The sequence below is a fragment of the Paenibacillus sp. JNUCC32 genome (assembly GCF_014863545.1).
Taxonomy (GTDB): Bacteria; Bacillota; Bacilli; order Paenibacillales; family Paenibacillaceae; genus Paenibacillus_AQ; species Paenibacillus_AQ lautus_A.
This window is the reverse complement of the sequence record NZ_CP062260.1, coordinates 3,706,254-3,721,118: the sequence shown is the minus strand read 5'-3', so window position 1 is coordinate 3,721,118 and position 14,865 is coordinate 3,706,254. Positions and strand designations below refer to the sequence as shown.

General features: G+C 54.2%; 12 protein-coding genes and 1 other annotated feature (1 of these 13 cut by a window edge). Of the genes, 10 read left to right on the top strand and 2 right to left on the bottom strand.

All coding sequences use genetic code 11. The features are described 5' to 3' along the window. Nucleotides 1-231 (top strand) — a binding site (T-box leader) (it extends 30 nt beyond the left edge of the window). A gap of 89 nt (nt 232-320) precedes the next feature. Continuing rightward, entirely contained in the window at nt 321-2,762 is a 2,442-nt protein-coding gene (gene leuS, locus JNUCC32_RS16765; RefSeq protein ID WP_192569247.1) for a leucine--tRNA ligase, read from the top strand. Here leuS and comER read toward each other — a convergent pair. Further along, complete coding sequence (comER, locus tag JNUCC32_RS16760; protein ID WP_192569246.1) at nt 2,743-3,585, bottom strand: late competence protein ComER; 843 nt, start codon at nt 3,583-3,585, stop codon at nt 2,743-2,745. The two genes, leuS and comER, sit on opposite strands and share 20 nt — an antisense overlap. A gap of 171 nt (nt 3,586-3,756) precedes the next feature. Between comER and JNUCC32_RS16755 the strand changes: the two genes are divergently transcribed. The 6 genes from JNUCC32_RS16755 (at nt 3,757) to holA (ending at nt 11,109) form a co-directional block, all read left to right on the top strand. Then, complete coding sequence (locus JNUCC32_RS16755) at nt 3,757-4,419, top strand: ComEA family DNA-binding protein (RefSeq protein ID WP_192569245.1); 663 nt, start codon at nt 3,757-3,759, stop codon at nt 4,417-4,419. 48 nt (nt 4,420-4,467) lie between these two features. Beyond that, the gene (locus JNUCC32_RS16750) at nt 4,468-4,986 is read left to right on the top strand and encodes a deoxycytidylate deaminase (RefSeq protein ID WP_009590851.1); all 519 of its coding nucleotides are present in this window, start codon (nt 4,468-4,470) and stop codon (nt 4,984-4,986) included. A gap of 115 nt (nt 4,987-5,101) precedes the next feature. After that, nucleotides 5,102-7,804, top strand: a complete 2,703-nt coding sequence (locus JNUCC32_RS16745; RefSeq protein WP_228468768.1) for a ComEC/Rec2 family competence protein — start codon at nt 5,102-5,104, stop codon at nt 7,802-7,804. Nucleotides 7,805-7,988: 184 nt separating this feature from the next. Further along, nucleotides 7,989-8,537 carry an RNA polymerase sigma factor gene (locus JNUCC32_RS16740; RefSeq protein ID WP_009590814.1) on the top strand — a complete coding sequence of 183 codons (549 nt, stop codon included), beginning with the start codon at nt 7,989-7,991 and terminating at the stop codon, nt 8,535-8,537. Further along, nucleotides 8,534-9,802 (top strand): zf-HC2 domain-containing protein, encoded by a 1,269-nt coding sequence (locus tag JNUCC32_RS16735; RefSeq protein ID WP_192569244.1) that lies wholly within the window; start codon nt 8,534-8,536, stop codon nt 9,800-9,802. Before JNUCC32_RS16740 ends, JNUCC32_RS16735 begins: the two co-directional genes overlap by 4 nt. 287 nt (nt 9,803-10,089) lie before the next feature. Further along, nucleotides 10,090-11,109 (top strand): DNA polymerase III subunit delta, encoded by a 1,020-nt coding sequence (holA, locus tag JNUCC32_RS16730; protein WP_096773028.1) that lies wholly within the window; start codon nt 10,090-10,092, stop codon nt 11,107-11,109. Between the two features lie 242 nt (nt 11,110-11,351). Here holA and rpsT read toward each other — a convergent pair whose 3' ends face one another. After that, nucleotides 11,352-11,624 carry a 30S ribosomal protein S20 gene (rpsT, locus tag JNUCC32_RS16725; RefSeq protein ID WP_009590780.1) on the bottom strand — a complete coding sequence of 91 codons (273 nt, stop codon included), beginning with the start codon at nt 11,622-11,624 and terminating at the stop codon, nt 11,352-11,354. A 162-nt stretch (nt 11,625-11,786) separates the two neighbouring features. Here rpsT and gpr point away from each other — a divergent pair, with 162 nt between their 5' ends. The 3 genes from gpr (at nt 11,787) to JNUCC32_RS16710 (ending at nt 14,792) form a co-directional block, all read left to right on the top strand. Next, nucleotides 11,787-12,788, top strand: a complete 1,002-nt coding sequence (gene gpr, locus JNUCC32_RS16720) for a GPR endopeptidase (protein ID WP_015734174.1) — start codon at nt 11,787-11,789, stop codon at nt 12,786-12,788. A 162-nt stretch (nt 12,789-12,950) separates the two neighbouring features. Then, nucleotides 12,951-14,324: a stage II sporulation protein P gene (locus JNUCC32_RS16715; RefSeq protein ID WP_192569243.1), complete on the top strand. Its 1,374-nt coding sequence runs from the start codon at nt 12,951-12,953 to the stop codon at nt 14,322-14,324. A gap of 54 nt (nt 14,325-14,378) precedes the next feature. After that, nucleotides 14,379-14,792, top strand: a complete 414-nt coding sequence (locus JNUCC32_RS16710) for a hypothetical protein (protein ID WP_090911872.1) — start codon at nt 14,379-14,381, stop codon at nt 14,790-14,792. Nucleotides 14,793-14,865 lie beyond the last annotated feature (73 nt).

The window sequence follows — 14,865 nt, the reverse complement described above, 5'->3', positions numbered from 1 at the left end:
AATTTCGATCATGCAGAGAGCCGGTGTCTGGTGAAAACCGGTTGACGATAGGGATGAACTCGCCTCGGAGCAATGGTGTTAACCCGGCCGTCGGAGGGCTGTATTCCGGCAGAATCGGCCGATGAAGCATCGTCGTCTTATCCGCGATAAGGATGCAAAGGGAGCGAAAGGCAAAGCATGCCTTTGGCTAACTAGGGTGGTACCACGGGAATCAAACCTCTCGTCCCTAGCGATCAACGCTATGGATGATGAGGTTTTTTTGTTTTTTTGGGCAATGGCGCAGGCCTTGCCTCTCGACTGTGAAGGAGGAGCAATGAAGTATGACGGACAATCAACCAACCGGCCACGGCTACCAGCCGCAGGCCATCGAACCGAAGTGGCAGCAATACTGGGATGAGAACAAAACCTTTAAAACGGAAGATTCCTCGTCCAAACCGAAATTTTACGCGCTGGATATGTTTCCGTACCCATCGGGCGCAGGCCTGCACGTAGGTCACCCGGAGGGATACACGGCAACGGACATCGTGTCCCGCTACAAGCGGATGCGCGGATACAACGTGCTTCATCCGATGGGATGGGACGCCTTCGGCCTGCCGGCAGAGCAGTATGCGATGGACACGGGCAAACATCCTCGGGAGTTCACCGTGCAGAATATCGATACGTTCCGCCGCCAGATCAAATCCCTCGGGTTCTCGTATGACTGGGACCGCGAGATCAGCACCACCGATCCGGAATATTACAAATGGACGCAGTGGATCTTTATCCAGCTCTACAAACGCGGCTTGGCCTATGTGGCCGAGGTTCCGGTGAACTGGTGCGAAGCGCTCGGCACCGTGCTGGCGAACGAGGAGGTCATCGACGGCAGGAGCGAACGCGGAGGCCATCCGGTCGTACGCAAGCCGATGCGCCAATGGATCCTGCGCATTACCGAATATGCGGATCGCCTGCTGGAGGATCTGGACGAGCTGGACTGGAGCGAAAGCTTGAAGGATATGCAGCGCAACTGGATCGGCAAATCCACGGGCGCCGAGGTCCGTTTTGACATCGAAGGGTATGATGGTCATCTGGAGGTGTTCACCACTCGTCCGGATACGCTGTTCGGGGCAAGCTACTGCGTCCTGGCACCGGAGCATGACCTCGTGGACAAAATTGCGACAGCCGATCAGCGCGAAGCGGTGAAGGCTTATCAGGATCAGGCAGCACGTAAAAGCGACCTGGAGCGGACGGATCTGGCCAAGGATAAAACCGGCGTATTCACGGGCGCGTATGCCGTCAATCCGGTAAACGGCGCCAAGGTACCGATCTGGATCGCGGATTACGTGCTTGCCGGCTACGGCACCGGTGCCATTATGGCGGTTCCGGGACATGACAGCCGGGACTGGGAGTTTGCGAAGCAATTCGGTCTTCCGATCATTGAAGTCGTTCAAGGCGGAAACGTCGAGGAGGAAGCATATACCGGCACCGGCGCGCACGTGAATTCCGGCTTCCTGAACGGGCTGGATAATGAAGAGGCTATCCAGGCGATGAATGAATGGCTGGAGAAAGAGGGCAAGGGCAAGAAGAAGGTAACCTACCGTCTGCGCGACTGGCTGTTCAGCCGTCAACGCTATTGGGGCGAGCCGATTCCGATTCTGCATCTGGAAGACGGAACGATGAAGACCGTGCCGGAAGATCAGCTTCCATTGCTTCTGCCGGATGTAGACCAGATTAAACCGTCCGGAACCGGCGAATCGCCGCTGGCCAACGTGACGGAGTGGGTGGAGACGGTTGATCCCGAAACGGGCATGAAAGCCCGCCGCGAAACCAATACGATGCCGCAATGGGCCGGCAGCTGCTGGTACTACCTGCGTTACATCGATCCGGATAACCATAACGAACTGTGCTCCAAGGAGAAACAGAAGGAATGGCTGCCGGTTGACCTGTACATCGGCGGCGTGGAGCATGCTGTGCTGCACTTGCTGTATGCGCGCTTCTGGCACAAAGTATTGTATGACCTGGGCGTCGTCGATACGAAGGAGCCTTTCCAGAAGCTGGTCAATCAGGGCATGATCCTGGGGAACAACAATGAGAAAATGAGTAAATCCCGCGGCAACGTCATCAATCCGGACGATATCGTGAACGAGTATGGCGCTGACACGCTGCGCGTATACGAAATGTTCATGGGGCCGCTGGAAGCGACGAAGCCATGGAACACCAACGGCGTTGAAGGAACGCACCGCTTCCTTTCCCGCGTATGGCGTCTGTTCATCGGAGACGACGGTCAATTGAATCCTAAAATCGTGGATGGCGAGGGTACGGACGAATTCAAACGCACGCTGCACAAAACGATTAAGAAAGTGACCGACGACTTTGAGCATCTGCGCTTTAACACAGCGATCAGCCAGTTGATGATATTCATCAACGAGGGGTACAAGAGCGAAGTGCTTCCTCGCAAGGCGATGGAGAACTTCGTCCAACTGCTTTCCCCGCTTGCCCCTCACCTGGCTGAAGAGCTGTGGAGCCGTTTAGGCTACACGGAGAGCGTAACTTACGTGCCATGGCCTGAGTTTGACGAGGCTTGGACCGTAGAGGCAGAAGTCGAGATCGTGGTGCAAGTCAACGGCAAAATCGTGGAACGCGCCAAAATCGCGAAAGACATGGACCAAGAAGCCATGCAACAACATAGCCTCTCCCTTCCAAATGTCAAGCAGGCGCTGGAAGGCAAGAGTATTCGCAAAATCATTGCCGTACCGGGTAAACTGGTCAATATCGTGGCCGGTTAATCGTAAAACCGAAGGCAGCATCCAGTTTGGCCAAATCCTCCTCATACTTGTCGTGTGTGGTTTGGATCAATTGGTAGAACAACCCGTTCAGGTTCGATTCCAGCAGTGCCAGAGCCTGGGCCGTGATGCCTCCGGGAACCGCCACCCGCTTTTGCAGCTCTTCGGGGGAGAAGCCCTCCTCCGTTAGCAGCTTGCCGGTGCCAAGCAGCATTTCGCCGGCTAGTGCATTGAGGGACCTGCGGTCGATTCCGGTCATTTCAACGGCAGCGTCGATCCATTTTTCCATGAATAAACTTAAAAAAGCAGGCCCGCAGCTGGAGAAATCGGAAGTGATTCGCGTGTGCGATTCCAGTATCTTGAGCGGCCTGCTGATATAAGACAGGAGGCTTTCTATAAGCTGCCTGTCTTCTTCTTTTATTCGGGAACCATACACGCATAACGATGCTCCGCCTCCGGTGATGTTAGTGATGCTCGGTATGATTTTCGCTACCTTGCAGGGCAGCGATGATTCCAGATGGATCAGTTGGACCGGACTTGTGATGGATATGGCGATTTGCCGGGTTTCGAGCCGATCCTTGATTTCGCCGATGACCGCTTTGAATTCCAACGGCTTGATACATAAAAATAGCAGGTCGCTTTGAGAAGCCGTCTCCGTGTTACTGCTGCATACCGTCAGACCGGGATGACGTTTTGCCAACTGCAGCGGCTTTTCTGGGCTTCGGTTGCTGACCCGAATCTGCTCAGGCAGGAGTGCGCCCGATTGAATGAAGGCATCGATCAACAGACTACCCATGCTGCCCGTACCGATAAAACCGACCTTCATGTGTATGTTCCCTCCTTTCGCGCTTTACGGCAGAAATGTACCGTCCTTACGTCTAATGTATGCGGGGAAGATGCCGATTCATGACGGTTTTTCATGCGATTCCGGTGGGGAAGCCGAAGATTATTCCAGAGTTTGTACGAATTGAACTTTGAAGTTAAGGAGAGGTCTTGGATGAAACGGATATCTTTAGGTTGGAGTCTTGCCGCAACGCTTGCGGGCTGCGGACTCATCTTGTTTGCCGGCGGTACGGAACAGGGGATCGAGGGCTGGCAGCCGTTAAACGAACAGCTGGAGCAAGTCATGACCATGGAGGAGAGCGCCGGTGCGAAGGCGCTTGCTTCCGATTCCCGGGATAAGGATGCGGGAGGGGCTGCAGCCCCTGCTGACGCTCGAAGGGATTCTGCTGATGCTGCAAAGACCGCTCAGGGTGGACAAGGCGAGCCGGCTACGAACGCGAAGGAACCGGTGCCAAGTCTGGACTCGGCTGCTGCGGCCGGGAACGGCCAAGGAGCGGAAGCCTCACCATCTTCAGCTTCTGATCAGGCAGCCGTCTCGCCGGCTTCATCCCCGCCGGAGGCTGTCGGTCAACCGGTCTCTGCCAATGAACCTCCAGCGCTGCCGCCGTCCATTCCGGATCCGTCCGGATTGATCAATGTGAATACGGCGGATGCAGCCACGCTGATGGAGCTGCCCGGCATTGGCGAGGCCAAGGCCAAGGCGATTATCGATTACCGGAATCAGTTCGGCCCGTTTCGAACTCAGGCCGACTTGATGAACGTAAAGGGCATCGGGCCCAAAATGCTGGAGAAGATGAAGCCTTACGTAGGACTTTAGCTATGTGCTACAATAAAGGAGATATTGACAAGGAACAGGTGACAGATGATGAGTGCAGATCAACGTAAAGATTGGGATACTTATTTCATGGATATTGCCTTTATGGTATCTACCCGTTCTCAATGCCCTCGGCGTCATGTGGGAGCGGTGCTGGTGCAGGGCAAGAAGCTGCTCGGGACGGCTTATAACGGCGCGCCGATGGGGGTGCCGGATTGCTCGGAAGCTGGTTGTATGATCGCGGAGGATTATGAATTGGTCGTGCAGGACGGCAAGGAAAGCATGGTGAAGAAGCAGCGCTGCATCCGTACGATTCATGCCGAGCAGAATCTGCTGCTGTTCACGGACCGGATCGACAGGGAGGGCAGTACGGTGTACGTGACAGACGAGCCTTGCTGGACCTGTGCGAACATGCTTGCCAACAGCGGCATTGTCGAGGTTGTGTTCCATCGTCCTTATCCCAAGGACTCCGGCAAGGTGTCCCGCATGATGGAACAGAAGGGGATTTCGTTTCGGCAGCTTGAAGCATACGAGCCGCCGCGCGAAACCTTGATGACGGTAGCGGAATAGATCATGCATTGACGATGCGAATGATAGGAATAGGAAGTTATGGAGGAAGAACCTTTGACTGCGATTTGCAGGCAAGGGTTCTTTTTTTTATTTCGTCAAGAAGGGGATACATTCAATGATGAAACGAAGGCCATTACTTGTGTTTACCGTGTTATGGGTGGTCGGCAGCGGTGCTGCATGCCTGTATGACGGATGGAAGCTCGCCGTGATTGCGGTCGGGCTAATTCTTCTATTATTAGCTGTATGCCAGTGGGTGGGCGCAGGGCGCCTGTTTACGATCTGCATGCTATTCTCATTGTGCGTATCGGGCTCGTACTGGGAATGGCATGATGCGGCGAATGTAAGTGATTTCGAGTCGGTCCTTGCAGCGGAAGAGTCGACTGAACCCATTCCTGTTACTGCGTTCGGGGTGATTTCTTCTCCTGTCGAGGTGGATGGCGACCGGGCTGATTTCCAGGTAACCTTGCAGCGGGCTGATCTGATCCAATCCAATCACCCGGTTGTGCAAAAACAAGCCGATCCGAATGACAGCATGATGCTGAATACAGACGATATCGTTATGGTCCAAGTAAAACTGCTGAATAAAACGGAGCTGGAGATTGTGAACCAATGGCAGCGCGGGGACCGCATACAGCTGAGCGGGGAAATGCAGAGGCCTGGAGTGGCCCGAAATTTTGGCGGGTTTGATTACCTTCAGTATTTGCGTACTCAGAAGATTCATTGGATCGTCAAAGTGAAGGGCTCGGACCAAGCGGTGATCGAACCGCCAGACAGCTGGAAATTAAGCCATGTTCTCAGATGGAATGATGCCCTTCGCGACAAGCTTGGAAGCAAGCTGGATCAATTGTACGGCGGCATCCATGCGGGGTATATGAAGGGACTCGTCATTGGCAATCAGGATGACTTGGATCCCGATACATTCATGGAGTTCTCGCGTTTGGGATTGACTCATATTCTTGCGATATCGGGCATGCATGTGGCCGTGGTTGTAGGATGCCTGCTATTCGTATGCACAACCCTTCGAATGACGAGGGAGGCCTCGCTGACTGTGGTGATGTGGCTGATTCCCGTATATGTCCTGCTGACCGGGGCGAGTCCTTCCATCGTGCGCGCGGGCATCATGGGAATGATCGGTTTGTATGCAGCGCGGCGGCGGCTTTTGAAGGATGGGCTGCATATCCTCAGCGTGGCCGCGCTTGCCATGCTGGTGTGGAATCCGTATTTTCTCGTGAACGTCAGCTTTCAGCTGTCCTTCATCGTGACGGCGGGTTTGATGATATTCGTGCCCAAGCTGATGCCGCTGCTGGCATTCTTGCCCCGCTGGCTGGGGGGAACCGTCGGCATAACGGTCGTGGCGCAGCTGATTTCCTTTCCGCTCACCATCTATTACTTCAACCAGGTCTCGCTTATTTCCGTTTTCGCCAATCTGATCCTCGTTCCGGTCATTAGCCTGGTCGTTCTGCCTTTAGGCATGGTGTCTCTGTTGATGGGATGGGTATGGATGCGCGGGGCGGGCTGGCTGGCCGCCGTGACCGAATGGTTAAACCATATCACGTTCCAGATCGTTGAATGGATGAATGGTTCCTCGGTTTTTATGACATTGTGGCCGTCCCCGTCGTTAGCCTGGATACTGTGTTATTTCGTTGTCCTGTATGCTTTGCTGTCCATCCTGAACAAGAGATTCAAGAATCCCGAGGGCGGGCAGAACGGTTCGAATGATACGGAGCCATTGGACGGACGCCCGCCATGGGGCGGTAGAGCAGACTTGTCCGGCGTGGACACGCTGCCGATCGTGGGTCGATTGGCCGGTGCTTTGCGATGGAGAGGCTTCCTTCGTGCCAGTCATCATATCGAACGGTATGCCCCGGGAGCTGCGATAGCCCTGCTGACCGGGATTTTGATTGTTCTGCTGTACAGCGGCTATCAGTCGCCGTCTACGCAAGGGGCGGGACTGGTGCAATTCCTGGATGTGGGACAGGGAGATTCGATATTGGTCACAACGCCTTCGGGCAAGCATGTTCTCATTGACGGTGGCGGGACGGTGAATTTTCGCAAGGAGAAGGATGCCTGGAAGGAAAGGAAAGCTCCGTACGAGGTAGGAGCGAAAGTGGTGGTGCCTTTGTTGAAAAAACGGGGCGTGCACCAGCTTGAAGCCGTCATCATGACCCACGGGGATCAGGACCACATAGGGGGACTCCTGGCTGTTTTGCAGGAAATCCCCGTGAAATCCGTCGTGTTTAACGGGACCTTGACCGAATCCGCTTCCTTCCGGAAGCTAATGTTATCCGCGGTTGAACAGCGCATTCCCGTATATCGGGCAGGAGCCGAATCCGAATGGAAACTTGACGGTCACACGGAGATCCGATTTTTATCCCCTCTTTTCCCAGAAAGTGGAGAAGTCATCAAAGCATTACCGTTGATTAAGGAGCAAAATCATGCTTCACTAGTATTTGTCCTTCAGATGAACGGCAGCCGGGTTTTATTTACGGGGGATACGGATCAAGCAGCCGAACGGAAAATACTGCAGCACCTGGAGGGGCAATCCCAAGATGACCCAGCTGTCGAAGACCGGATCGACGTCATGAAGGTGGCCCATCACGGAAGCAAGACATCCACATCCGCGCCATGGCTGAATGCATGGAAGCCGACGGCTGCGGTAATTTCTGCCGGCGTCAACAATATGTACGGTCACCCTCATCCGGACGTGGTCGGCCGGTTGGAACGTTTTCAATCCATCATCTATCAAACCAATCTTCATGGCGAAATCCAGATGAGGATCAAGAACGGGCATATTGAGACGCGAACGAAGATTCCATAAAGACGCCCGCTGTTCCTGGGACCGGGTTTCGTAGTATGATCTTTATAGGAAAATGCAGCGGATGACTATAATCTTTATATTTGGTATAGTTAGATGAAGTTTCCTGAAAAAATTAATAGGTTACATACTGCAACATTTTTTAATTCTATCCGTCTGTATGTATGCAGGGAGAGGGGGATCCACTGTGGTGGAGCAGGGACTCATAAGAGCCGCTCAATCGGGCGATCGCGACGCTCTAATCACCCTATTGCGAGAAATTGAGCAACATGTTTACCGAACTGCTTATTACATTTTAAACAATGAACAGGATGCCATGGATGCAGCCCAGGAAGCACTGATACGCGTATATACGAAGATCAACTCCTATGAGGAGAAAGCCCAGTTCAAGACTTGGGTCCAGCGGATCGTTACCAACATATGCATCGATAAATTCCGCAGAACGAAGCCGACGGTTTCCATCGATGAGCATGACATGGTGTTTCGGGATCATCTCGACGTGGAAAGGGAAGTGATGTCGGGCTATCTGGCCCAGGATATCCAGGAGGCCATTAACCAACTGCCGGATCATCATCGCACGGTCATTGTCTTAAGGTATTTGCAGGACCTGTCCTACAACGAAATCGCTGATTGTCTGAACCTTCCGCTCAATACGGTGAAATCCTATTTGTTCAGGGCCAGGCAGCAGCTGCAGAATATGCTCCAAGAGCATCAGAAAGGTGGTGTATCAGGATGAATTGCCAAGAGGTGGTGGAACGCATGCACCGCTATTTGGACCGGGACCTTACTTCCGATGAGACGGCCCAAATGTATCAGCATATTGCCTTGTGTCCCGAGTGTGCGGAGACCTTTAACATATTAAAGTCATTAAACAGAGAGCTTGAAGATCTTCCGGCCGTTACCCCGCCTGTCAGTCTGGTAGACGCTATCATGCCTAAACTGGATGCCATCGACCGTGATCGCGAGAGCCTTGTCGCACCTCCGGCCGTGAAAAGCCAGGAGCCTGCCGAAATGATGCCGGACATTCGGCGTCCGCGGCGTGCGGGCAGCTGGTGGAGCACGGTTGGCGGAAGAACGGCGATCGGGGCTGCCGCCGCTGTACTTATTCTCGGCGTCGCTATTTTTAATTATGAACCGAAGATGTTATCCGATGCGGAGATTCCGTATGAAGAGGCGAGCACGACCAGCGCGGGAGCGAATGAGGATTCGGCCGAGACGGAGATTCAGGACATGGTTCAGCCGTTTGCCGCCGATGGCGGCGCGGAGACTGGCGGTACGGCGAACGAGGGGAGCGATCCTTCCGCAGGTTTGCGGAGTTCGCCGCCGGAATCGTCGGAATCCGATCCGAACCCGGGCCCGAACGACGAATCCAAGGAGAAGACAGAGCCATCGGATGGGGCTAAAGACACCAGGGAAGATGCAGCAGTCCCCGATGCTCCGGTTCAGAAGAACAATGACGGGGAGCCTCAAGCGCCAGACCAACCTGCAACAAGCAGCAATGAGGTACCCAAAAAAAATGACGCAAGCCCTTCGAACCCTCCGGCCGACGAGCCTGGGCAGAACTCGGAGAGCATGAGCATCCAGACTTCGCCTAATGAAGCAATGGACGTCCAAACCGAGATGGTGCCGCCGATCAGCGACCCTGCCGGCGATGCAGGCGCTGGAAGCACGGAATCTTCCGACCGTTCCACCGGATCGTACCAAGGGCTGGCGATGGTGCCGGAACAATGGCCGTCCCCGGATGGTCTGTACAGGGCCTCCCTGGAGGCCGAATATCTGGTGATCTATCGCCTGCCGTCGGGAGACCAGACTTCAGCTGAAGCGGTCGAAACGGTCGAGAGGATTCCGCTTGGCGGAAGCTGGGTATCCGGTCAATGGTCCGAGGACGGCTTAACGTTCAAGTACAAGGTACAGACGAACAAAGAGCTGGTTGAATCCGTCTACTCCATAGAGAAGGCTCAGCCGCCGGCGTCTGCGGGTCAGAAGCAGCCTAAACCATAGAATTATACAGATATAAATACATTCGGCGCACCAATGCCGGGAGATATGAATACAATATATTAGAGAGAGCATTATACCAACTACCGTCGTATGACCGGCGGCGAGGTGTTTCTAGAGCATGCTTGCCGGCGTTTATATAGATGTGTTGGGACGAAGGGACCTTGCCGCTGCCTACAGCCGAGGTCTCTTTGTTTTCGCGTGGGCGATTTCGTTTTTTATGTTGGACGTCTATCGCATTCGGGCACTGTTTTTTGGTATAGTGTACAGAGTAGAAAGGGGGGACGCCGATGGATGCCAAAGCGGCGGCCAAGGCGGTCAAGCAGGGAGACGTGTCTTCCGTCTATTTGCTGTACGGCAGCGAGAAATTCCAGATGAAGGAGTTCGCCGAATTTCTGGAAGCCCAGCTGATCCCGAAAGAAGACCGGGATTTTGCGCTGGTTCACATGGATTTAGGGGAAGTTCCGATACAAACCGTGGTAGAGGAAGCCGAGACGGTTCCTTTTATGGTTCAGAAAAAACTGATATTCGTCCGGGATACGGCTTTTTTTACGGCTGCAAAAGATAACGGGAAAGTGGATCATCGTCCAGAGGCTTTGCTGGATTATTTGACCAATCCCGCAGATTATAGCGTGATTGTCTTTATGGTGGGGCAGGAAAAGCTGGATGAGCGCAAGAAGGTAGTCAAGGCGGTCAAGAAGTCGGGGGTTGCCCTCTCCTTCATGCCTTTGGGCGGGGACGAACTTCTTCGCTGGGTGGACCAGCAGGTGAAGAAAGGCGGCTGCACGCTGCGCGCAGGCGCGGCGGAAGCGCTTGTTCGGAATGCGGGAACCAGTCTCCAGGCTTTATCGGGTGAAATCGAGAAGCTGTGTTTGTATGCGGGAGCCGACGGAGCCATTGATGTTGCAACCGTGGATATGCTGGTGGCGCGCAGCACGGAACAGAATGTGTTTGCGCTCGTGGAGGATATCGCCAATCTCCGATTGGACAAGGCGCTCGGGATCTATTATGAGCTGCTGAAGCAGCGCGAGGAGCCCATCAAGATTGCGGCCCTGATTACCAGGCAGTTCCGAATCATTCTTCAGGTGAAGACGTTATCCACCCAGAGCTACTCGCAGCAGCAGATTGCTTCCCAAATCGGGGTGCATCCTTATGCGGTGAAGATTGCTGGCGAGCAGGCCCGCAAGTTTCAGACGGCACGTCTTGAAGGCATATTGAACCATCTCGCCAATCTGGATTACCAGATGAAGACCGGGGCCGTGGATAAGGTGCTCGGAATCGAGTTGTTTCTGCTGCGGCTTGGCGCGTAAGCGAACCGAGATAAGTCAAGAGCGTACGGGGACGCGCGAGCGGCCGTACGCTCTTTTTCATCTAGAGATCAGAAAGTATGACCTGCAGAGCTAAACCAAGTTGACCCCGCATGAAAAACATCCGCTATAAGCGGTCAATCCTCGGAAGAGTGTGCATCGATGAACGTTTTTCTAATCACAAAAAGCCCTGAGCAGCGTGAACTGTTCAGGGCTTTTTCCATGTCGTATTCAACAAACGTTTCTTACGCTTGGGACGTAAGAGCGTTTAGTCTTTTCGCCAGACGGGATTTCTTGCGGGCAGCTGCGTTCTTATGGATCAGGCCCTTCGTTACGGCTTTATCAAGCTTCTTGGAAGCAGCTTGGAAAGCTACTTTAGCAGCTTCGATTTCTGTACCGTTCAACGCTACGTCAGCAGTTTTAACAGCTGTGCGAAGCGCGGATTTTTGAGAAATGTTAAGCGCGTGGCGTTTGTCATTTGTCTTTACACGTTTAATCGCGGATTTGATGTTTGGCATTACATTCACCTCCTGTAAGGCATTTCAATAGAGCGAAATGATTCACAACTTAAAATATTTTAGCATGGGGGTGGACAAAAAGCAATACTCATTCGGACTTCTGCATAATCTCTCCCCTACTCTCGCACACTACTAGCAATATGAGGAGGAGTGTGAATTTAGATGGATCTGGATCTGCAAAAATACTCGGTCCGAACGGATCTGGCCGTTGAATCAAGAGAACTGGCTGGAGGCACAGGAAGCGCGCCCATTCCCGGGGTTATGGAGGACGTGGTGCAGGAGGACGGAATCAAGATTACAAGGCTGGATGTGGAGAACGATGCTGCCTCTCAGCAAATCGGAAGGGTGAAGGGGCATTACGTCACGTTGGAGGTTCCCGATCTTCGCAAGGGCGATACGGGGCTTCAGGATCAGGTATCCGTTGTTTTTGCCCGCGAGTTTGAAGCTTTCATGTCCCGGATCGGGATTGGACCCAAGGCAAGCGTGCTCATTGTCGGGCTCGGCAACTGGAACGTGACGCCGGATTCGCTGGGACCGCTCGTGGTGGAGAACGTGATGGTGACCCGCCAGTATTTCGAGCTCATGCCGGATCGGGTGGCCCCGGGCTATCGCCAGGTAAGCGCCGTTGCGCCGGGCGTTCTCGGCCTGACGGGGATTGAGTCGAGCGAAACGGTTCAAGGCATCGTGGAACAGACGCGCCCCGAGTTGATCATCGCCATCGACGCACTGGCTTCGCGTTCGCTGGAGCGGGTGAACACGACCATCCAGATTGCGGATATCGGCATCCATCCCGGCTCCGGCGTCGGCAACAAGCGCAAGGGATTGACCCAAGAAATTCTCGGGGTGCCGTGCATTGCGATCGGCGTTCCGACCGTCTGCTACGCTTCCACCATCGTCAATAATGCGATTGAGCTGATGAAATCCCACTTCGGGGAAGGCGCGCCGGAGACGGGCAAGATTATGGGAATGCTGCACGATATCCCCGAAGGCGAGCGCCTCGCCCTGGTGAAGGAGGTTCTGGAGCCGCTGGGCCATGACCTTATCGTAACGCCTAAGGAGATTGACGAATTTATAGAAGATATCGCCAACATCGTGGCGACCGGCCTGAACGCGGCGCTCCATGAAGCCGTGGATCCCGGCAATGTAGGCGCGTATACCCACTGACCCATAGTAAAAGCTCCGAATCTATCGGAGCTTTTATATTTTTCCAGGATCTAGTTCTATCGAATCTCCCCGGTTCATAGATTTGAAGTATAAGAGATTACAGAGTCGCGGGAACGGCTGGATGAGGTCGGCATCTCCCGGCGAACCGAGGAGGACATCGCTATGAACAATCGCAAGTTCCGCATCTGGAATATTGCCAGGATGAAACGGAAGGTCATGGAAGGTCTGAGCATGGGGCGTACGTTAATTATACTGATGCTAGGCTCTCTTATATTTTTTATTTTGCTAGGGCTCGGGGGAATGGCGGAACAGCGGATGAATTCCTCGCCCGTGTCGTCGATGAAAGGATTGGCCGCTTCGTTATCCAGCCATTTTTTCATCGATATGATCGGCATGGAGATGCCGCATATGACGGCTTCCAAAGAGACCTCGAGCTTCTCCGGCGAAAAAATGTCCACGTTCGTCTTTGAGCTCCTGACGAGCGTAAACCCGAAGGATCCGAAGAGCCTCCTTGCGGGAGAGCTTCCCGGCATGAAGGCTAATCAACCGGTTCAGCTGTCGCACGGCTCCGGTAACGAGGATGGCGAGGCACCGGCCGATTACCGGCCGGATCCGGCGGAAGAGCAGGCGGAGGGAGAGCCCGCCGAGGCCGGGGAAGAGCCGACGCAAGGCGAACAAGGGAACAGCGGCAATGAAGGAAAGGGCGAGGATGCTCCGGATCAGGGCGGGAAGGACGACCCCGGCAGCAAGAATGAACCCGGAAGCACCTCCAAGGACGGAAAGACAACGAACGGGAAGAAATCCGTGCTCATCTATCATTCCCACCCGCAGGAAGCGTATAACCCGCTGCTCTCGCATCCATCCGATAATCCGGGGGCGGTATCCCCGACCAAGAACGTCATGCTGGTGGGCAGCTTCCTGAGCAAAAGGCTTGAAGCCAACGGAATCGGCACCCTGCACGACAAGAGCGATTATCAATCTACCGTGGAAGGATATAACTATAACTATTCTTATAAATACTCGCGCCAGATGGCCATGGAGGCCATGTCCCAGAACGACGGCATCAACTATCTGATCGATATCCACCGGGATTCGCAGCGATACAACAAAACGACGGCTACCGTAAACGGCGTCAATTACGCCAAGGTGTACTTCATCATCGGACATGCGAACGAGAACTGGAGACAGAACGAGGCGTTTGCAAGCAAAATCAATGCCAAGCTGGAGAAGTCCTATCCCGGCGTTTCCCGGGGCGTGTGGGGCAAATCGGCGGACCAAGGGAACGGAGAGTACAACCAATCCTTGTCCCCGAACAGCATCCTGATCGAAATCGGCGGCATCGACAATACGAAGGAAGAATTGCAGCGAACGGCCGAAGCGCTGGCCGACATCATCGCCGACGTGTACTGGCAGGAACAAGAAGCCGAGAAGGCCAGTGTGAAAAAAGAGAGTGATCCAGCGAAGAAGCAGTCGGCTTCAGCAGCCAAGGACGGTAGCGATAAAGGTGCCGAGGATAAAGCATCCAAAGCAGGTTGAAGGTAAGGGGTCATTAACGGAGCAGGAATGAAGGGGTAAATCAAGGAGGGGCTTATGATGTCGAGATTGGGAAAACGGTTTGTGGCGCTAATCATATGGACAGGCATCGGCATATTGGTCGGCATGCAGCTTGGAGGGGCCAAAGGGCCGGTGCCGGCCGACGGTACCGGGGGAACGCAGACCGTGGTGCAAGGCCATGTTCAGGATCCGCAAGGCGGTACGGCCCAGGGGAATGGATGGGGAGGGACGCGGAAGCATCCTCCCGCCCCTGAATCCGTCGACCAGGAACCGGACGCCCGTAAGACGGCAGTGCCCGAATACGAGCCGTCGCCCAGCGACATCCTGCTCCCCGAACGCTCCCAACCGCCTGCCGATGTGCTTGCCGACAAAACGGCCGGACTGCTTCAGCAGCTCTCTGACCAAAGCATCCGCTGGGTCGTGTCGATGTTCGGATCGATTACGGAATAAATTTCGCCTTTATTCTCAGCATTGCTGTGCATCCCCTCAACTGGTATAATAAGTTGATTCAAACATCTGGTGG

What these genes read in the sequence shown, in the direction of transcription:
- leuS (WP_192569247.1), top strand. Translation starts at nt 321, where the DNA reads ATGACGGACAATCAACCAACCGGCCACGGCTACCAGCCGCAGGCCATC.
- comER (WP_192569246.1), bottom strand. Translation starts at nt 3,585, where the DNA reads ATGAAGGTCGGTTTTATCGGTACGGGCAGCATGGGTAGTCTGTTGATC.
- JNUCC32_RS16755 (WP_192569245.1), top strand. Translation starts at nt 3,757, where the DNA reads ATGAAACGGATATCTTTAGGTTGGAGTCTTGCCGCAACGCTTGCGGGC.
- JNUCC32_RS16750 (WP_009590851.1), top strand. Translation starts at nt 4,468, where the DNA reads ATGAGTGCAGATCAACGTAAAGATTGGGATACTTATTTCATGGATATT.
- JNUCC32_RS16745 (WP_228468768.1), top strand. Translation starts at nt 5,102, where the DNA reads ATGATGAAACGAAGGCCATTACTTGTGTTTACCGTGTTATGGGTGGTC.
- JNUCC32_RS16735 (WP_192569244.1), top strand. Translation starts at nt 8,534, where the DNA reads ATGAATTGCCAAGAGGTGGTGGAACGCATGCACCGCTATTTGGACCGG.
- holA (WP_096773028.1), top strand. Translation starts at nt 10,090, where the DNA reads ATGGATGCCAAAGCGGCGGCCAAGGCGGTCAAGCAGGGAGACGTGTCT.
- rpsT (WP_009590780.1), bottom strand. Translation starts at nt 11,624, where the DNA reads ATGCCAAACATCAAATCCGCGATTAAACGTGTAAAGACAAATGACAAA.
- gpr (WP_015734174.1), top strand. Translation starts at nt 11,787, where the DNA reads ATGGATCTGGATCTGCAAAAATACTCGGTCCGAACGGATCTGGCCGTT.
- JNUCC32_RS16715 (WP_192569243.1), top strand. Translation starts at nt 12,951, where the DNA reads ATGAACAATCGCAAGTTCCGCATCTGGAATATTGCCAGGATGAAACGG.
- JNUCC32_RS16710 (WP_090911872.1), top strand. Translation starts at nt 14,379, where the DNA reads ATGATGTCGAGATTGGGAAAACGGTTTGTGGCGCTAATCATATGGACA.